This window comes from Pseudomonas sp. AD21, from assembly GCF_002878485.1.
GTDB lineage: Bacteria > Pseudomonadota > Gammaproteobacteria > Pseudomonadales > Pseudomonadaceae > Aquipseudomonas.
In genome coordinates this window covers 68,060-86,258 of record NZ_NQYG01000007.1, presented here as the reverse complement: position 1 = coordinate 86,258, position 18,199 = coordinate 68,060, and the positions used below count along the sequence as shown (strand labels likewise).

The 18,199-nt window shown below is 60.6% G+C and carries 17 protein-coding genes; 10 read left to right on the top strand and 7 right to left on the bottom strand.

From position 1 onward, the window contains the following. Positions 1 to 882 carry a LysR substrate-binding domain-containing protein gene (locus tag PseAD21_RS06560; RefSeq protein ID WP_102354988.1) on the top strand — a complete coding sequence of 294 codons (882 nt, stop codon included), beginning with the start codon at positions 1 to 3 and terminating at the stop codon, positions 880 to 882. A 124-nt stretch (positions 883 to 1,006) separates the two neighbouring features. Here PseAD21_RS06560 and PseAD21_RS06550 read toward each other — a convergent pair whose 3' ends face one another. After that, positions 1,007 to 1,621 carry an NAD(P)-dependent oxidoreductase gene (locus tag PseAD21_RS06550; RefSeq protein WP_102354987.1) on the bottom strand — a complete coding sequence of 205 codons (615 nt, stop codon included), beginning with the start codon at positions 1,619 to 1,621 and terminating at the stop codon, positions 1,007 to 1,009. 45 nt (positions 1,622 to 1,666) lie between these two features. Beyond that, complete coding sequence (locus PseAD21_RS06545) at positions 1,667 to 2,545, bottom strand: MBL fold metallo-hydrolase (protein WP_102354986.1); 879 nt, start codon at positions 2,543 to 2,545, stop codon at positions 1,667 to 1,669. Between the two features lie 114 nt (positions 2,546 to 2,659). On the opposite strand from PseAD21_RS06545, the gene PseAD21_RS06540 reads away from it, so the two are divergent. Both PseAD21_RS06540 and PseAD21_RS29725 read left to right on the top strand, forming a co-directional pair. Then, positions 2,660 to 3,565, top strand: coding sequence for a LysR family transcriptional regulator (locus tag PseAD21_RS06540; RefSeq protein ID WP_218244968.1), 906 nt, complete (start codon positions 2,660 to 2,662; stop codon positions 3,563 to 3,565). 131 nt (positions 3,566 to 3,696) lie between these two features. Further along, a complete protein-coding gene (locus PseAD21_RS29725) occupies positions 3,697 to 3,873 on the top strand; it encodes a hypothetical protein (protein ID WP_007964044.1) in 177 nt (58 codons plus the stop codon). Between the two features lie 128 nt (positions 3,874 to 4,001). On the opposite strand, the gene PseAD21_RS06530 is transcribed toward PseAD21_RS29725, so the two are convergent. After that, positions 4,002 to 4,886, bottom strand: a complete 885-nt coding sequence (locus PseAD21_RS06530) for a helix-turn-helix domain-containing protein (RefSeq protein WP_102354984.1) — start codon at positions 4,884 to 4,886, stop codon at positions 4,002 to 4,004. 177 nt (positions 4,887 to 5,063) lie between these two features. Between PseAD21_RS06530 and pobA the strand changes: the two genes are divergently transcribed. Together pobA and PseAD21_RS06520 are read left to right on the top strand one after the other, a co-directional pair. Beyond that, on the top strand, positions 5,064 to 6,257 hold the full coding sequence (gene pobA, locus PseAD21_RS06525) for a 4-hydroxybenzoate 3-monooxygenase (RefSeq protein WP_102354983.1): 1,194 nt from the start codon (positions 5,064 to 5,066) through the stop codon (positions 6,255 to 6,257). Positions 6,258 to 6,337: 80 nt separating this feature from the next. After that, positions 6,338 to 7,855 carry an MDR family MFS transporter gene (locus PseAD21_RS06520; protein ID WP_102354982.1) on the top strand — a complete coding sequence of 506 codons (1,518 nt, stop codon included), beginning with the start codon at positions 6,338 to 6,340 and terminating at the stop codon, positions 7,853 to 7,855. Between the two features lie 260 nt (positions 7,856 to 8,115). Here the strand turns inward: PseAD21_RS06520 and PseAD21_RS06515 are convergent, their stop codons facing one another. The 4 genes from PseAD21_RS06515 to PseAD21_RS06500 form a co-directional block, all read right to left on the bottom strand. Continuing rightward, positions 8,116 to 8,964 (bottom strand): cache domain-containing protein, encoded by an 849-nt coding sequence (locus tag PseAD21_RS06515; RefSeq protein WP_102354981.1) that lies wholly within the window; start codon positions 8,962 to 8,964, stop codon positions 8,116 to 8,118. A 303-nt stretch (positions 8,965 to 9,267) separates the two neighbouring features. Further along, positions 9,268 to 10,122 (bottom strand): ATPase, encoded by an 855-nt coding sequence (locus PseAD21_RS06510; RefSeq protein WP_102354980.1) that lies wholly within the window; start codon positions 10,120 to 10,122, stop codon positions 9,268 to 9,270. A 116-nt stretch (positions 10,123 to 10,238) separates the two neighbouring features. After that, a complete protein-coding gene (locus tag PseAD21_RS06505; protein ID WP_102354979.1) occupies positions 10,239 to 11,231 on the bottom strand; it encodes an NAD(P)-dependent oxidoreductase in 993 nt (330 codons plus the stop codon). A 97-nt stretch (positions 11,232 to 11,328) separates the two neighbouring features. Then, positions 11,329 to 12,228: a LysR family transcriptional regulator ArgP gene (locus tag PseAD21_RS06500; RefSeq protein ID WP_102354978.1), complete on the bottom strand. Its 900-nt coding sequence runs from the start codon at positions 12,226 to 12,228 to the stop codon at positions 11,329 to 11,331. Between the two features lie 96 nt (positions 12,229 to 12,324). Here PseAD21_RS06500 and PseAD21_RS06495 point away from each other — a divergent pair, with 96 nt between their 5' ends. From PseAD21_RS06495 to PseAD21_RS06475, 5 genes are all read left to right on the top strand, one after another. Then, a complete protein-coding gene (locus PseAD21_RS06495) occupies positions 12,325 to 12,726 on the top strand; it encodes an ACT domain-containing protein (RefSeq protein WP_102354977.1) in 402 nt (133 codons plus the stop codon). A gap of 6 nt (positions 12,727 to 12,732) precedes the next feature. After that, complete coding sequence (locus PseAD21_RS06490; RefSeq protein WP_102354976.1) at positions 12,733 to 13,335, top strand: LysE/ArgO family amino acid transporter; 603 nt, start codon at positions 12,733 to 12,735, stop codon at positions 13,333 to 13,335. A gap of 227 nt (positions 13,336 to 13,562) precedes the next feature. Then, a complete protein-coding gene (locus tag PseAD21_RS06485) occupies positions 13,563 to 14,159 on the top strand; it encodes a superoxide dismutase (RefSeq protein ID WP_102354975.1) in 597 nt (198 codons plus the stop codon). A gap of 424 nt (positions 14,160 to 14,583) precedes the next feature. Beyond that, positions 14,584 to 16,635: a bifunctional diguanylate cyclase/phosphodiesterase gene (locus PseAD21_RS06480; RefSeq protein WP_102354974.1), complete on the top strand. Its 2,052-nt coding sequence runs from the start codon at positions 14,584 to 14,586 to the stop codon at positions 16,633 to 16,635. A gap of 139 nt (positions 16,636 to 16,774) precedes the next feature. Then, positions 16,775 to 18,118 (top strand): imelysin family protein, encoded by a 1,344-nt coding sequence (locus tag PseAD21_RS06475; RefSeq protein ID WP_102354973.1) that lies wholly within the window; start codon positions 16,775 to 16,777, stop codon positions 18,116 to 18,118. Positions 18,119 to 18,199 lie beyond the last annotated feature (81 nt).

Here is an 18,199-nt window from a genome sequence, read left to right as displayed (position 1 = left end):
ATGAAACGACTGCCTCCCCTGCCCGCCCTGCATACGTTTCTGATCACCGCGCAGTGCTGCAACTTCACGCGGGCAGCCGAGCAGTTGCACATCACTCAGGGTGCAGTGAGCCGGCAGATCGCCGGGCTGGAGGATCATCTGGGGTATGAGTTGTTCATTCGTCTGGCCCGAGGCCTGGAGCTGACCGCCGAAGGGCGTGAATGGCTGCCACGGGTGGAGAAGATTTTCGGCCTGATCAGCGAAGCCACCGAGCAGATTGGTCTGAAGCGTGAAACCCTGCAGCTCAAGGCACCGAGCTGCGTGATGCGCTGGCTGGTGCCGCGCTTGCTGCAATGGCAGAAGGAACGACCGGACGTGCCGGTCAAACTGACCACCACGCTGGCCCATGGCGTGGACTTTCAGCGCGAGCAATTCGATGCGGCAGTGATCTACGGCATGCCGCCGGACAACTCATCGACCGCCCTGCACCTGTTCGACGAGCAGTTGACTCCGGTGTGTTCGCCAGCGCTATTGAAAGGCCCTCCGGCGCTGTCCGAGCCGGCCGACCTGCAACAGCATCTGCTGCTGCATCCAACCCGTGACACGCAGGACTGGACCGTGTGGCTGACCGCTGCCCAATTGCAGTTGGGCAACGTCAACATGGGGCAGCATTTCGAGACTCTGGATCAGGCAATGTCGATGGCGTCCCACGGGACGGGGGTGGCGATTGGCGACTGGTCGTTGATCGGCGATGACCTGCGCGCCGGGCGGTTGGTGATGCCGTTTGAGTTGAAGGTGAAGACGGGGTTGGGGTACTACGTGGTGATGCCGCAGGGCGGGAAAGCCTCGCCGCAGCTGGAGGAATTGATGATCTGGCTGGTGGAGCAGGCGCATACCCGCTGAAACACCCCAAAAAACCTGTGGGAGCGGGCTTGCTCGCGAATACGGTGTGTCATTCACCGTTGAGGTCGACTGACACTCCCTCTTCGCGAGCAAGCCCGCTCCCACATTGGGTCTGCGTCGTTGCTTAATACCCGACCGTAAACCGCTGACGCGAATGTTTCGGCGTTTCCACTTCGTCAATCAGCGCAATCGCGTAATCGGCGAAGGTGATCCAGCTGCGACCTTCAGCACTGAACAGCAAATGATCCTTGCCAACGCGGAAGGTGCCGGTGGGCTCACCTTCGACAAACTCTGCCGATGGCGAGAGAAAGGTCCAGTCCAGTTCCTGCTCCGAACGCAACGCATCGAGAAACGCGGCACCCGCACTGGCCTCGGTTTTGTACTCAGCCGGGAAACCAGCGCTGTCGATCACGCGGGTGTCGTCCGGCAGCAACAGCGAACCGGCACCGCCGACCACCAACAGACGCTTCACGCCCGCCTGCTTCACCGGGCCGATCACGGCGCTGGCGGGTACGGTGGCGAAATGTGCGGCGCTGATCACTACATCGTGACCGGCCACTGCGGCTTGCAGCGCCGCCGAATCCAGCACATCGAGATTCTTGCTGACGACACCGGCACGCGCGCCGATCTTCGAGGTGTCACGGGCGATAGCGGTAACGCTATGGCCGCGACGCAGGGCTTCTTCCAGCAGTTGGCTACCGGCACGGCCGGTGGCACCAATGATTGCGATTTTGCTCATGACATTCTCCAGTTGGCTTGAGAGTGCTGCGTTTTCAGAATCGGGTTACCACTTCATCTCGCCCTTGGCGACTTTGGCGCTCAGCTCCAGCGAGCTTTCTTCGCCGAGTTTCGGGTAGCGCTTCTGCATGGCCTTGATCAGTGCGGCGGAATCCTTGGCCTTGGCGGTTTCTTCGTCGAAAGCCTTAATGTAGTCGGCGGTGAATTTCACGCTGGCCAGCGAACGGCTGCTCTCGCCCAGGTAGTGACCCGGCACCACGGTTTTCGGCTTCAGGGTTTGGATCGAGTGCAGGGTTTGCAGCCAGTCGGCGTGGGATTGCGCGGTCTGGGTATCGGCCATCCACACATGGATGTTCTCGGCGACCACAACGCCACCGACCACGGCCTTGAGCGACGGGATCCACACGAAGCTGCGATCCGGTTGTTTGCCTTCAAGGCCGACCACCTGCAGTTTCTGCCCTTCGAGCATCAGGCTGTCGCCCTTGAGCACGCCCGGCACGATGGTTTTGGCCGGCACGTCGGCGCCCATTTTCGGGCCCCAGAAAGCGAGCTTGCCTTCGACGGTTTTGTTGATGTGATCCACGGTCGGCTGCGAGGCCAAAACCACAGCGTCGGGGAAGGCCTTGGTCAGGGTGTCGAGGCCGAAGTAGTAATCCGGGTCACCGTGGCTGATGTAGATGGTGGTCAGGTGTTTGCCGCTGGCGCGGATCTTTTCCACCACTTGCTCGGCCTGGGACTTGCCGAATTGGGCGTCGACCAGAATCGCGTCTTTCTCGCCGCTGACCAGCACCGAGGTCACCGGAAAAATCGCCTGGGTGCCCGGGTTGTAGACATCCAGGCTCAAGTTGGCGGCAGCAGCGTGCGCTGCGAAACCGAGAGTGGCGGTAGCCAGCAAAACGCGCTTGAGGGTAGTGAAGCCGATCATCTGTTGCTCCGTTGTCTGAATGCCGTGTTTGGCGATGGGACAGAGCTTAGTTGCCTGACTCGATACAAAAAATGCGATGCTTGAACATAGTTTGTTTCTGAAAGCGGGCAAATCATGGATCGTCTCCAAGCAATGCGGGTGTTTGTCACGGTGGTGGACCTGGGCAGCCAGTCGGCGGCGGCCGATCACCTGGACCTGTCGCGGCCAGTGGTGTCGCGCTATCTGGCCGAGCTGGAGGACTGGGTCGGCGCGCGCCTGATGCACCGCACCACGCGCAAGTTGAGCCTGACTGCCGCTGGCAGCGAAATCCTGCCGCGCTGCCGGCAGATGCTCGAACTCTCGAGCGACATGCAGGCGGCGGTCAGCGAACCCCACGATGCACCGCGCGGACTGCTGCGCATCAGCGTCAGTACCTCGTTCGGCCAGGCGCAACTGGCCGACGCCATGGCGGCGTACGTCAAGCGCTACCCCGGGGTCAGCATCGACCTGCAGATGCTCGATCGTACGGTGAACCTGGTGGATGAGCGCATCGATCTGGCGATCCGCACCAGCAATGACCTGGACCCGAACCTGATCGCCCGACGCCTGACGGTGTGCCGTTCGGTGGTCTGCGCCGCGCCGGCTTATCTGCGGGACAACCCGCCACCGCAACGGGTCGAGGACCTGAGCCGGCACAATTGCCTGACCCACTCGTACTTCGGCAAAAGCCTGTGGCATTTCGACGAGCACGGCGAACCGGTGTCGGTGCCGGTGCAAGGCAACATCAGCGCCAACGAGGCCAGCACCCTGTTGCGCGCCACGCTGGCCGGTGCAGGCGTGGCGATGCTGCCGACCTATCAGGCCGGGGTGCACGTGCATGCCGGTGAACTGGTGCGCCTGCTGCCCGATGCCGAGCCACGGCAGATGAACATCTACGCGGTGTACGCCTCGCGCAAGCACATGCCGGCGGCGCTGCGCAGCATGCTGGATTTTCTTGTCGAACGATTCCCGGAAAATCCCAAATGGGATATGGGCCTGTAAATCCGCTCCCACAGGGTGTTATCCGTATTCTGAATGGTATGTCACATACGCGGGAGCCGTGGCTGGAAACTCTGTGCCGCTGACCTATGCTGAAAGTAATACCGCAGGGTATGCGTTCAGAGGTCCACGCCATGAACATCAGAACAAGAAGGTACTTCGCGATTTTCATCACCTGCGCCGCCACGCTGGCGCTGTACGGCACCGCGGCCTGGCGGGTCGAGCAACTGCGACAACTGCCCCGCGAATACGCCAGCTGCAATTTCGAGCGCTGCATTCCGCACAACGCGACGCTCAATGCACTGCGCTGATCGAGCAGACACGGATTTCCCCTTGTAGGAGTGAGCCTGCTCGCGATAGCGGTGGATCATTCAGATAAATTTTGACTGATACACCGCTATCGCGAGCAGGCTCACTTCTACAGGGAGGTGTGTTTGAATTATTGTTCGGCCTTCAGCCGGTCGCGAAACGCCTTTGGCGAAATTCCAACCCTACGCCGGAACAGGCGCGTGAAGTTGGTCGGATCGGAAAACCCCAACAACTCCGACATCTCGTAAATGGTCATGCTGGTGTACGTCAGCAACCGTTTGGCTTCCAGTAACTGGCGTTCGTGCATGATCTGCAGCGCTGGCTGCCCTGCCAGTTCCCGGCAAGTACCGTTGAGGTGCGAGACCGATATGCCCAGGCGATGGGCCAGGTCTTCAACCTTCACATGCTGGCGGTAAGTCTCCTCCACCAATTGAATGAAACCGTTGAGGTATTCGCGCTGGCGTTGCGGACGCTGGCTGGCGTTATGGCGCACGAGCGCCTGACGGCTGACCCAGACCATGATCACGCTGACCAGCGAATGCATGAGCATGTCTCGCGCCGGCTGATGGCCGTTGTATTCGGCCTGCAACGCTGAAAACAGACTGTTCAGGTACTGCGCATCCTTGCCCGCCGGGTAGTGCTCGGGCTGCGCCAGGGCGTGCACCGAGTTGCCCAGTTGCGCCTGCAGGTGGTTGATCAACGGATTGGCGAGGGTGACGACAAAACCTTCGACGTCCTCGGAAAAACGAAAACCATGCACCGACAGCGGCGGCAGGATCTGAATCGCCGGTTGATCGAGCTGCGTGCGTTGTCCTTCGATTTCAAGCTCTGCCTGACCTTTGAAAACGAAGAGTAACTGGCACAAATCGGCGTGGCGGTGGGGTTTGATTTCCCATTGATGTTCGCGGCTGCGTTTGGAAATGGTTTCACAGTGCAGCAAGTCAGGGGTCGGCCAGTCCAGGCTTTCACCGTAGAGCTTGAACACCGGAATCGAAGGCAGGTCAGGCTTGTTCATCACTTCAATCCAGGCCTCGAGGTTGCGGGCGATAATCGCACCGATTGGCAGAATGTACAGGTATCGGCTCAGTTTTCACCTTCAATTGACAGACCCGCAAGGGAAAAATGCAAGCACTCGATCCATAAAAATTATTCACCGGCTCATACCGCGTGAAGCTTGCGAGTCATAAAAACAATGAAAACGCTGAAAACCCAAGTCGCCATCATTGGCGCCGGTCCCTCCGGATTGCTCCTCGGCCAGTTGTTGCACAACGCTGGCATCGACACCCTGATCCTTGAACGCCAGACGCCCGATTATGTGCTCGGGCGAATTCGCGCCGGCGTGCTTGAACAAGGCATGGTAGAGCTGTTGCGCCAGGCCGGCGTGGGTGCGCGCATGGATGCCGAAGGGTTGGTGCACACCGGCTTCGACCTGGCGCTGGATGGACGTCTGGCCCACATCGATCTGCAGGGTTTGACCGGCGGAAAATCCGTCATGGTTTACGGTCAGACCGAAGTCACTCGTGACCTGATGGCCGCTCGTCGGGAGGCCGGTGCACCGACGATTTACGAGGCGAGCCATGTCGTTCCTCACGGCATGAAAAGCGACGAGGCGTTTGTCACCTTCGAAAAGGACGGCGAAACCTGGCGCGTGGATTGCGATTACATCGCTGGCTGCGACGGCTTTCATGGCGTCGCCCGGCAGTCGATTCCGGAGGACTGCCTGAAGATTTTCGAACGGGTCTATCCGTTCGGCTGGCTGGGGATTCTCGCCGACACCCCGCCGGTGCACGAGGAACTGGTCTACGCCCGTCACGAACGCGGCTTTGCCCTGTGCAGCATGCGTTCGGCCACGCGCACCCGTTATTACCTGCAAGTGCCGGCCGAGGAAAACGTCGCCGACTGGTCCGATCAGCGCTTTTGGGATGAACTCAAAACCCGCCTGCCGGTGGCGCTTGCCGAAAAACTGGTCACTGGCCCGTCGATTGAAAAAAGCATCGCGCCGCTGCGCAGTTTTGTCGTCGAGCCGATGCAGTACGGGCGGATGTTTCTGCTCGGCGATGCCGCGCACATTGTTCCGCCCACCGGCGCCAAGGGCCTGAACCTGGCCGCCAGCGATGTCAGTACGCTGTTCAACATTCTGCTGAAGGTCTATCGCGAGGGCCGCACCGACCTGCTGGAGAAATACTCGCAGATCTGCCTGCGCCGGGTGTGGAAAGCCGAGCGGTTTTCCTGGTGGATGACCTCGATGCTGCACCGTTTCGAGGAGCATGACGATTTCAGCCAGCGGATCAGCGCCTCGGAACTGGACTACTTCGTCAGCTCAGAAGCGGGTCGAAAAACCATTGCAGAAAATTACGTCGGACTTCCGTATGAGGCTATCGAATAGCCTGCTATCGACTTACACTGGCGAGCATCTCCCGCTCGCCTTGCGACCTGCGGGATCCTCACTGCCCGCAGGTTCCGCCCGTGACCAACCTTCACCAGCCTGAAACACCCAAACCGGCCATTCGCAGCGTGCTGGTCGCGCTGATGCTAGCGATCTTTCTCGGCGCACTGGACCAGACCATCGTCGCCGTCTCGATGCCGGCCATCTCCGCACAATTCAAGGACGTCAGCCTGCTGGCCTGGGTGATTTCCGGGTACATGGTGGCGATGACCGTGGCCGTGCCGATCTACGGCAAGCTCGGCGATTTGTACGGACGGCGCAAACTGATGCTATTCGGCATGGGCCTGTTCACCCTCGCTTCGCTGTTCTGCGGCATGGCGCAAAGCATGGAACAACTGGTGCTGGCGCGGATTCTCCAAGGCATCGGCGCCGGCGGGATGATTTCAGTCAGCCAGGCGATCATCGGCGACATCGTCCCGCCCCGCGAACGCGGCCGTTATCAGGGTTACTTCAGCAGCATGTACGCGGTGGCCAGCGTCGCCGGGCCGGTGCTCGGCGGCTACATGACCGAATACCTGTCGTGGCGCTGGGTGTTCCTGATCAACCTGCCGCTGGGGCTTGGCGCGTATTGGGTAGCGCGGCGCAACCTGCGTGGGCTGCCGATACCGCAGCGCAAACCGGTCATCGACTACTTGGGCACCCTGCTGATGATCATCGGCCTGACGGCGTTGCTGCTGGGCATCACTCAGGTCGGCCAGGGCCATTCGTGGCGCAGCAGCGAAGTACTCGGATTGTTCGCCTGTGCGGTGCTGGTGCTGGCGGTGTTCGTCTGGCATGAACGTCGGGCGCGGGAGCCGCTGCTGCCGATGCACTTGTTCACCAACCGCAATGCGTTGCTGTGCTGGTGCACGATTTTTTTCACCAGTTTCCAGGCGATTTCGCTGATCGTGCTGATGCCGCTGCGCTTCCAGAGCGTCACCGGCGCCGGGGCCGACAGTGCCGCGTTGCACCTGTTGCCGTTGGCGATGGGCTTGCCGATCGGTGCCTATTTCGCCGGCCGGCGCACGTCGATCACCGGGCGCTACAAACCGCAGATCCTGACCGGGGCGATCCTGATGCCGCTCTCGATTCTCGGCATGGCGTTCAGTCCACCCGAAGCGACGCTGCTCAGCGGTCTGTTCATGTTGCTCAGCGGCATCGCTGGCGGCATGCAATTCCCGACGTCGCTGGTCGGTACGCAGAACTCGGTGGAACAACGCGACATCGGCGTCGCCACCAGCACCACCAACCTGTTCCGCTCACTGGGTGGCGCGGTGGGAGTAGCGTTGATGTCGGCGCTGTTGCTGGCCCTCTTGCAGGACTCGAGTTTCGCCCATCTGGCGAGCAATTCACTGATCAGCGAAGGGCACTCGGGCAACGTACTGCTCGACGGTTTGAACGCGGCCCCGGGCGATGCGCAGAACGCCTTGCGCGCCGAGCTTTCGGTGACGTTCCGGCATTTGCTGTGGGTGAGCACGGCAGTGTCGTTGCTGGGGCTGGCGGCAGCGATCGCGATGCCGAACAACCTGCTGCGCGGGCGGGAGCACGGCGCCAAATAACAGCAACACCATAAAACCCTATAGGAGTGAGCCTGCTCGCGATGAAGGTGTGTCAGTCGACATCACTGTTGATGACGCACCGCCTTCGGGAGCAAGCCCCCTCCCACAGTAGCGCAATGCTGTTCACTCAAGGAAAAACGGCGCTTACCCCAAAATGGGAAAGCGCCGTTTTTCTTGGGCTTCGCCTCAGTACCAAAGATCAAAAACTTTCGGTCTGCGACTTAAGTGAACAGCATTGCCCACAGTAGCGAGTGCTTCACTCAAGGGCTGTAGTAACCCACCGCTACCAGAAAGTGCCCGACCTTCTTCAGGTAGGCATGCTTGTCCTCGACCTTGCCGGTCACCGGATTTTTCCAGCGGTATTCGTATTCGCCGTCATCCTGCTTGGCGATCAGCGCCAGGATCGGCTCGCCAACCGGTTTGCCTTCCGGGTCCTTGATCTTGCTGAAATCAGTGTTGATCAGCCGCAGATTGGTGCCGTGGGCAACATAGCGCTGGGTGTTCAGATCGACCACGAACACGTACAGGTCATCCTGCAGATAACCGCCCTTGAGCGAGTTGATGGCCGTCAGTGTGCCCTTTTCGTCCTTGCCCAGATCGGTCGCAGCCTTGTCGAGCAGGGTCTTGGCCTGTTCTGCCGAAGCCCGTGGCAGGTAATAGCCGACCGCGAGGATCCGCTGGCCGATGCGCTGATAGTAGACATGCTTGCGCTCGACCTTGCCGTCCGCCCAATTCTGCCAGCGGTATTCGGCTTGCTGGATGCCGTTGCCTTCGGGCACCAGCAGCGCATCCTTGAAGGCCTTTTGCAGATCCGGCCCGAGCACTTCGCTGACATCACGCCCGATCAAGGCAGAGGATGGCCCGCCGCTGGCGAGCATCACGCCCTTGGTGTCGACCACGAACACGTAGCGATCCTTGTCGACGAACTCGCCCTGACGGCTGAACGCGGCGAAGGCCTTGTCGCCGTTGTCGTGGTAATAGGCCAGGGCCTTTTCCAGCAACGCGATGGCAGCGTTGCTATCGTTTTTTTGTGTGGTGGCGGCGTTGACCTGCCCTGCCCCCACCAGAAGCATCACACCGAGCCACGCCACTTTATGCAAAAAACCCATAACGCATCCCTCGTTCTTGTTGGTGTTTCAAGAGCGTAGACGGCTTGGGGTGATGTATGGATATTCAGTGCATATCGAAAGATTGCTGCAGATGTCTGTGGCGAGGCGGGTTGACTATGGGGAGGGGGCTTGCCTGTGGGGAGGGGATTTATCCCCGATGGGCTGCGTAGCAGCCCCCAAACCATCAGCTCGGTGTGTCAGGAAAAATGTGTAGCCTCAATCTGGGCTGCTGCGCAGCCCATCGGGGATAAATCCTCTCGCTACAGATGAACCACCTGACAACAAGAGTTGCTGACCCTGGCCCTATGGCCGCGCATTGATCTGTTGCTGCAGGTTCTGGATCTGCGCCTGCAGGGTGTTGAGGTTGCGGGTCATCTGCCCGCGAAATGCATCGAACTCGGTGGTATTGCCGCCGCCCTGTGGCGTTGCCGGACGATTGTCCTGCTCGCTCTTGAGGACCACGATTTCCTGCTCCAGACGCTCGATCGCCGCGTTCGAGTTGCCCTGTTTTTTCAGCGCGGTGATATCAGCACCCAGGCTTTTCAGTTGGGCGTCATAACTCTTGAGCAGTGCATCGACCTTGCCGGTGTCGGCTGGTGTGCTTTTCAGGGTCGCCAGTTCGGCACTCAAGGCTTTGACCTGAGCCTGCAACTGGGTGTTGGCGTTCTGTTGCTCAGTGGTCTGCGCGGTCATCTGCGCCAGGCGCTTGTCCAGATCACTGGCCTGACCGACCACGCCCTGTTGCTGCTTGCTCTGATCCACCAGCTTGTCTTCCAGCTGCTTGATCTGCAGCTTCAACGCTTCGCTGTCGCTGTTGACGTTACTCTGACTGGCCACCACTTTGCCGGAAATGTCCTGCAGGCGCCCCGCCGCTTCCTCGCTGATACGCGCAAAGCTCTCCTGGGTCGCGACCAACTGCTGCTCCATCAGCGAAATCTGCTGGAAGCTCCACCAGGCCAGACCGATGAAGGCGAAGAACAGCGCGCCGACCAGTGCCCACAACGGCCCGGTACTCGCGGCCTTGACCTTGACCACCGGTGGCGTGCGCGAATGCACGGCAGTGCGGGCGGTGGGTGCAATGTCATCGTCGTCAAAGGTGTCGGCCCGCAGGCTCGGTACATCGTCGAAATCGTCGTTGGCATCGTTACGCATGGACATTGAGGCAACCTTTGTGGAACGCGGTGATGGCTAAATGCTGCGAAGTATAACCGCCGCAGCCGCAGGGATTGACCCTCAAGCGGCGGTGCGGTTCATTGCCGGCCGGCGGACTTGTATCAACGGATGTCCTGAGCTTTCCACCAACTGCAGAACTCATCGAGGGCCGACCACAGGCTGACTTTCGGATCGTAGTCCAGATAATGCCGGGCGCGGCTGATGTCGAGGGTGAAATTTTTCTTCATGACCTGCATGCCCAGTCGCGACAGCGTGGGCTCCGGACGGCCCGGCCAGAGTTTGCAGGCGCCTTCGTTGAGTGCCGCGACGCTGTAGGCCAGACCATAAGAGCGATACTTGGTGACCTGCGGCACGTCCATTTTGCGCATCACGTAATTGACCACATCCCACAACGGCACTGGCGCGCCATTACTGATGTTGTAAGCCTTGCCCAGCGCGGAACCCGCCGCCAGCAGACTGCTGAGCAGCGCTTCGTTGAGGTTCTGCACGCTGGTGAAATCGACCTTGTTCAAGCCGTCGCCGATGATTGCCAGACGGCCCTTGCGCTGCATGTTCAGCAGACGCGGAAAGATGCTCATGTCGCCAGCGCCGGTGACAAAGCGCGGGCGCAGGGCAATGGTTTCCAGACCGAACTCCTGCGCGCCGAAGACCTTCTGCTCAGCCAGATACTTGGTTGCGGCGTAGTGATGCTTGAAGCGCTTGGGCACTTGCTCTTCGGTCAGGCCGAGGTGATCACGGCCATCGAAGTAGATCGACGGCGACGACAGATGCACCAGCCGCCGCACATGCTGTTTGAGGCAGGCCTCAACGATGTTTTCGGTGACCTGCACGTTGCCCTGATGAAAATCCTGATAACGCCCCCACAAGCCGACAGCACCAGCGCAGTGCACCACCGCTTCGACGTCGGCGCAGAGATCGCGCGCCAGATCCGCATCGGTGAGGTCGCCCGGGACGAACTCGGCGCCACGGCGCACCAGATGCTCGACGCTTTCGGCCCGGCGACCGTTGACCCGCACGTCCAGGCCCTGCTCAAGGGCGAAACGCGCAAAGCGCCCGCCAATGAAGCCGCTTGCGCCGGTGACCAGAATTTTCATGCAAAACTCCAACAAAAAAGCAGCTGCGAGCGTCAAGCCTCTGGCTGCAAGTTTAAAACGGTGCGCAGCGCTCTAGTTGCCGCTTGCAGCTTGACGCTTATGGCTGCTTCCAGGGCACCAGCCATTGTGACGAAGAACGTACCAATTGCTCGGTCAGCAACCCCAGCAACTGACCGCCATTGCGCCAATGATGCCAGTACAACGGCACATCGATCGGTTTATCTGGCAACAGTTCACGCAGTACGCCGCGTTGCAACTGCTCGCGCACTTGCAGTTCCGGCACCAGTCCCCAGCCCAGGCCGGCCTCGGTCAGGCGGATAAAACCTTCGGAGGACGGGCATAAATGGTGTTCGAATCCGCCATCGACGCCGAGCGATGCGAGGTAACGATGCTGGAGGAAATCGTCCGGGCCGAACACCAGCGCCGGGGTGCGCGGCAACTGCTCGGCGCGCACGCCATCAGGGAAATGCCGCTCGATGAACGCCGGACTCGCCAGCGCCCGATAACGCATCGCCCCGAGCAACACGCTGCGCGCGCCGGCTACCGGGCGTTCGCTGGCACAGACACACGCCGCCACTTCCCCGGCACGCATGCGTTTGAGACCGACGGTCTGATCCTCCACCACCAGATCGAGCAACAGATGTTGTTCGGCGCAGAAGTCCCCCACCGCCTCGGCCCACCAAGTGGCGAGGCTGTCGGCATTGAGCGCGATGCGCAGGCGCTCCGGCAGCCCTTCTTCATCCAGCGCCGGCACCAGCGTTTGCAAATCACGTTCGAGCAGGCGCACCTGCTGCACATGGTTGAGCAGGCGCCGGCCGATCTCGGTCGGCGACGGCGGCGGGCCGCGCACCAGCACCGGTTGGCCGACTCGCGCTTCCAGCAGTTTGATCCGCTGGGAAATCGCCGATTGCGAAAGGCCCAGCACCTGCGCGGCACGTTCGAATCCGGCTTGCTCGACCACGGCGGCCAGAGCGGACAGTAATTTATAGTCGAACATCAGTTTTCCTAATGAGCGATCAGCACTATTGGTTTTTCTTATACCGCTTTCAACCGGAGAATAGCCAGCAAGCACTCTTTATCAAGGACCACTCAAATGGCTGGCGAAACCTCACTCACGACCTTGCTGCGCAGCATGAGCCCGCAGCTCAACGCCGGCGAATACGTGTTCTGTACCTTGCGCGACGGCCAGTTGCCGAGCGGCCTGGAGATTGTCGGCAGCTTTCGCGAACAGGAAGGCCTGACCGTGATTCTGCAACGCGCCCTCGCCGAACAGGCCGGTTTCAGCTTCGACTATGTAGCCGCGTGGATCACCCTGAACGTGCACTCGGCGCTGGAAGCGGTCGGCCTCACCGCCGCGTTCGCCACGGCACTGGGCAAGGCCGGGATCAGCTGCAACGTGATCGCCGGCTACTACCACGATCATTTGTTCGTCGGTCAGGCCGACGCCGAACGCGCCATGCAGGTACTGCGCGATCTCGCAGCCAACGCGGAGTAACTCCTTATGTGGCAAAGCTATGTAAACGGGCTGTTGGTGGCATTGGGGCTGATCATGGCGATCGGCACGCAGAACGCGTTTGTATTGGCGCAGAGCCTGCGCCGCGAACATCACTTGCCGGTGGCGGCGCTGTGCGTGGCGTGCGATGCACTGCTGGTGGCCGCCGGGGTGTTTGGTCTGGCCACGGTGCTGGCGCAGAACCCGACATTGTTGGCAGTGGCGCGCTGGGGCGGTGCGGTCTTTCTGATCTGGTATGGCAGCCAGGCGCTGCGCCGGGCGTTCTCGAAACAAAGCCTGGATCAGGGCGAAAATCAGACCGTGCGCTCGCTGCGCGCGGTCATGCTCAGCGCGTTGGCAGTGACGTTGCTCAATCCGCACGTGTATCTCGACACCGTGTTACTGATCGGCTCCCTTGGTGCGCAACAGTCGGTGCCGGGCGCTTATGTGGTGGGCGCGGCGAGTGCGTCGCTGCTGTGGTTTTTCACCCTCGCCCTCGGTGCCGCATGGCTCGCGCCGTGGCTGGCGCGACCGAGTACCTGGCGGATTCTCGATCTTCTCGTGGCGGTGATGATGTTCACCGTTGCAGGGCAATTGATTATCGCCAGCTGATTTATTCCAAAAGGCTAAGGGGGCGGCCTTCACTAAATGACGATCCGTCATTTAATGAGGGCATCCCCTTGAACCTCTATCCCACACAGTTGTTGCGTGGTTAAGCCTTGACCCCGGTGCTATGATCCGAACCCTGCGCCGCAAAGAGTAAAAACTCGTCGGTGCATTTCTGGCCGCCCGTGATCGGCCTTGCGCTCACCGCAACAGACCTGATTAGGAGAATCATCATGGCTTTCGAATTGCCGCCGCTGCCTTATGCACACGATGCCCTGCAGCCGCACATTTCCAAGGAAACCCTGGAATTTCACCACGACAAGCACCACAACACCTACGTCGTGAACCTGAACAACCTGGTGCCAGGCACCGAGTTCGAAGGCAAGACCCTGGAAGAAATCGTCAAATCCTCCTCGGGCGGTATCTTCAACAACGCCGCTCAGGTCTGGAACCACACGTTCTACTGGAACTGCCTGGCGCCAAACGCCGGCGGTCAACCAACCGGCGCACTGGCTGAAGCCATCAACGCTGCTTTCGGTTCGTTCGACAAGTTCAAGGAAGAGTTCAGCAAAACCTCGATCGGCACCTTCGGTTCCGGCTGGGGCTGGCTGGTGAAAAAGGCTGACGGTTCCCTGGCCCTGGCCAGCACCATCGGCGCCGGCAACCCGCTGACCAGCGGCGACACCCCGCTGCTGACCTGCGACGTCTGGGAACACGCTTACTACATCGACTACCGTAACCTGCGTCCGAAGTATGTTGAAGCGTTCTGGAACCTGGTCAACTGGAAGTTCGTTGCCGAGCAGTTCGAAGGCAAAACCTTCACCGCTTAAGCTGCGCGCCAGACAAAAAACCCGGCTTTTGCCGGGTTTTTTTATGCCCGGACAAAACCCCGGACGATGATCGTTCCCACGCTCCGCGTGGGCATGCAGCCCGTGACGCTCCGCGTCACTGGACGCAGAGCGTCCCTGGAGGCATTCCCACGCGGAGCGTGGGAACGATCAAGCCGTCTACCGCTGCTTGCTGCCGTGCCACTGCGGGCTACCATCAAAAAGAGGAAAAAATGCTGCGAACCGCTCAAGTTGAGGGCCAAAACTACCGACACAGTACAGATAGGGCTAATACTCCAAACAGCAGCATTCTGGCCAAGGCCACGGGCAAATCATCCCCGGTCTGATTGTCCCTTTGACTGCCAACACGGGATTGCCAATACTCATGGCAACTTGACGCTACCCGCACGGAACAAGGAATAACCCTTTGAAGCTGGAACTCAAGAACAGCTTGTCGGTGAAGTTGCTCCGGGTCGTGCTCCTTTCGGCATTGATCGTCGGCGTAGTCTTGAGCTGCGCCCAGATCGTCTTCGATGCCTACAAGACCCGCCAGGCTGTGGCCGGCGATGCCCAACGGATCCTCGACATGTTCCGCGACCCGTCCACTCAGGCTGTCTACAGTCTGGACCGGGAAATGGGCATGCAGGTGATCGAAGGCCTGTTCCAGGACGACGCCGTGCGCCAGGCCTCCATCGGCCATCCCAACGAGGCGATGCTCGCGCAAAAATCCCGTGAGTTGCAGCATTCCAACAGCCGCTGGCTGACCGACCTGATCCTCGGCCAGGAACGCACCTTCACCACCCAATTGGTCGGTCGCGGCCCGTACAGCGAATATTACGGTGACCTGAGCATCACCCTCGATACCGCCACCTACGGCGAGGGTTTCATCGTCAGTTCGGTGATCATTTTCATTTCCGGCGTATTGCGTGCCCTGGCCATGGGCCTGGTGCTGTATCTGGTCTATCACTGGCTGCTGACCAAACCGTTGTCGCGGATCATTGAGCACCTGACCGAAATCAATCCGGATCGCCCCAGCGAGCACAAGATTCCGCAGCTCAAGGGCCACGAGAAAAACGAACTCGGCATCTGGATCAACACCGCCAACCAACTGCTCGAATCCATCGAGCGCAACACCCATCTGCGCCACGAAGCGGAAAACAGCCTGCTGCGCATGGCCCAGTACGACTTCCTCACCGGCCTGCCGAACCGCCAGCAACTGCAGCAGCAACTGGACAAGATTCTGGTGGACGCCGGCAAGCTGCAACGCCGGGTCGCCGTGTTGTGTGTCGGGCTGGATGATTTCAAGGGGATCAACGAGCAATTCAGCTACCAGACCGGTGACCAGTTGTTGCTGGCGCTGGCCGATCGCCTGCGCGCCCACAGCGGCCGCCTCGGCGCCCTCGCCCGTCTGGGTGGCGACCAGTTCGCCCTGGTGCAGGCCGATATTGAACAGCCTTACGAAGCGGCGGAACTGGCGCAGAGCATCCTCGATGATCTGGAAGCGGCGTTTGCCCTCGATCATCAGGAAATCCGCCTGCGTGCGACCATCGGCATCACCCTGTTCCCCGAGGACGGCGACAGCACCGAGAAGCTGTTGCAGAAGGCCGAGCAGACCATGACGCTGGCCAAGACCCGTTCGCGCAACCGCTATCAGTTCTACATCGCCAGCGTCGACAGCGAGATGCGCCGGCGCCGTGAACTGGAAAAAGACCTGCGCGATGCGCTGATTCGCGATCAGTTCTATCTGGTCTATCAGCCACAGATCAGCTACCGCGATCACCGCGTGGTCGGGGTCGAAGCACTGATTCGCTGGCAGCACCCGGAACACGGCCTGGTGCCGCCGGACCTGTTCATCCCTTTGGCCGAGCAGAACGGCACGATCATCGCCATCGGCGAGTGGGTGCTCGATCAGGCCTGCAAGCAATTGCGCGAATGGCACGATCAGGGCTTCGTCGACCTGCGCATGGCGGTCAACCTGTCCACCGTGCAACTGCACCACGCCGAGCTGCCGCGGGTGGTCAACAACCTGCTGCAGATCTACCGCCTGCCGCCGCGTAGCCTGGAGCTGGAAGTCACCGAAACCGGCCTGATGGAAGACATCAGCACCGCCGCCCAGCACCTGCTGAGCCTGCGCCGCTCCGGGGCGCTGATCGCCATCGACGACTTCGGCACCGGCTATTCATCCCTCAGCTATCTGAAAAGCCTGCCGCTGGACAAGATCAAGATCGACAAGAGCTTCGTCCAGGACCTGCTGGATGACGACGACGATGCGACCATCGTTCGCGCGATCATTCAATTGGGCAAGAGCCTGGGCATGCAGGTGATTGCCGAGGGCGTGGAAACCGCCGAGCAAGAGTCCTACATCATCTCCGAAGGCTGTCACGAAGGTCAGGGTTACCACTACAGCAAGCCGCTGCCTGCCCGGGAACTGAGCGCCTATCTCAAACAAGCCCAGCGCAGCAACGCGGCGATCCTTTGATGCAGCGCATAACCCTCGGCTAAACAAGAAATATTTCCAGCCACAGCCCTTTACACATAATGCGAAAGATTTGCATTATGTCGCAGCTTTGCGCACCCCCGCGCCCTGTCCATTCCATTACCGAAGCAGGATGTTCGCCATGATTCGTATGCCTCTGGCTACCGCCAGTCTGCTGGCCATCGCTATTTCCCTCGCCGGTTGCGGCGAAGGCAAAGACAAGGCTGCCGCCCCGGCCGCGCCGACTCCGGCCGCCAGCACCGCCGCTGCAGCAGCACCTGCCGCCGCCGGTAAAGTCGATGAAGCCGCCGCCAAGGCTGTGGTCGCGCACTACGCCGACATGGTCTTCGCCGTCTACAGCGATGCCGAATCCACCGCGAAAACCCTGCAAACCGCTATCGACGCGTTCCTCGCCAAGCCGAACGCCGAGACGCTGAAAGCCGCTCGCGCTGCCTGGGTTGCCGCGCGCGTGCCTTATCTGCAGAGTGAAGTGTTCCGCTTCGGCAACACCATCATCGACGACTGGGAAGGCCAGGTTAACTCCTGGCCGCTGGACGAAGGCCTGATCGACTACGTCGACAAATCCTACGAGCACGCACTGGGTAACCCGGGCGCCACCGCCAACATCATCGCCAACACTGAAGTCCAGGTCGGCGAAGACAAGGTCGACGTAAAAGACATCACCCCGGAAAAACTCGCCAGCCTCAACGAGCTGGGCGGTTCCGAGGCCAACGTCGCCACCGGCTACCACGCCATCGAATTCCTGCTCTGGGGCCAGGATCTGAACGGCACAGGCCCGGGCGCCGGCAACCGTCCGGCTTCGGACTACCTGGAAGGCGCAGGCGCCACCGGCGGTCACAACGATCGTCGCCGCGCCTACCTGAAAGCCGTGACCCAACTGCTGGTCAGCGACCTGGAAGAAATGGTCGGCAACTGGAAGCCGAACGTGGCCGACAACTACCGCGCCACCCTGGAAGCCGAACCGGCTGAAAGCGGTCTGCGCAAAATGCTCTTTGGCATGGGCAGCCTGTCCCTGGGCGAACTGGCGGGGGGACGCATGAAGGTTTCCCTGGAAGCCAACTCGCCGGAAGACGAACAGGATTGCTTCAGCGACAACACCCACAACTCGCACTTCTACGATGCCAAAGGCATTCGTAACGTGTACCTGGGCGAGTACACCCGTGTCGACGGCACCAAAATGACCGGCGCCAGCCTGTCGTCGCTGGTGGCCAAGGCCGACCCGGCTGCCGACACCGCGCTGAAAGCCGATCTGGCCGCGACTGAAGCCAAGATCCAGGTCATGGTCGATCACGCCAACAAGGGTGAGCACTACGACCAGTTGATCGCTGCCGGCAACACTGCGGGCAACCAGATCGTGCGCGACGCTATCGCATCGCTGGTCAAGCAGACCGGTTCGATCGAAGCCGCTGCCGGCAAACTGGGCATCAGCGACCTGAACCCGGACAACGCTGATCACGAGTTCTGATCAACATCGTTCGATAATAAGGCGACCTCCGGGTCGCCTTTTTCATGCCTGCCATACACGCAACCCTGTGGGAGCGGGGGA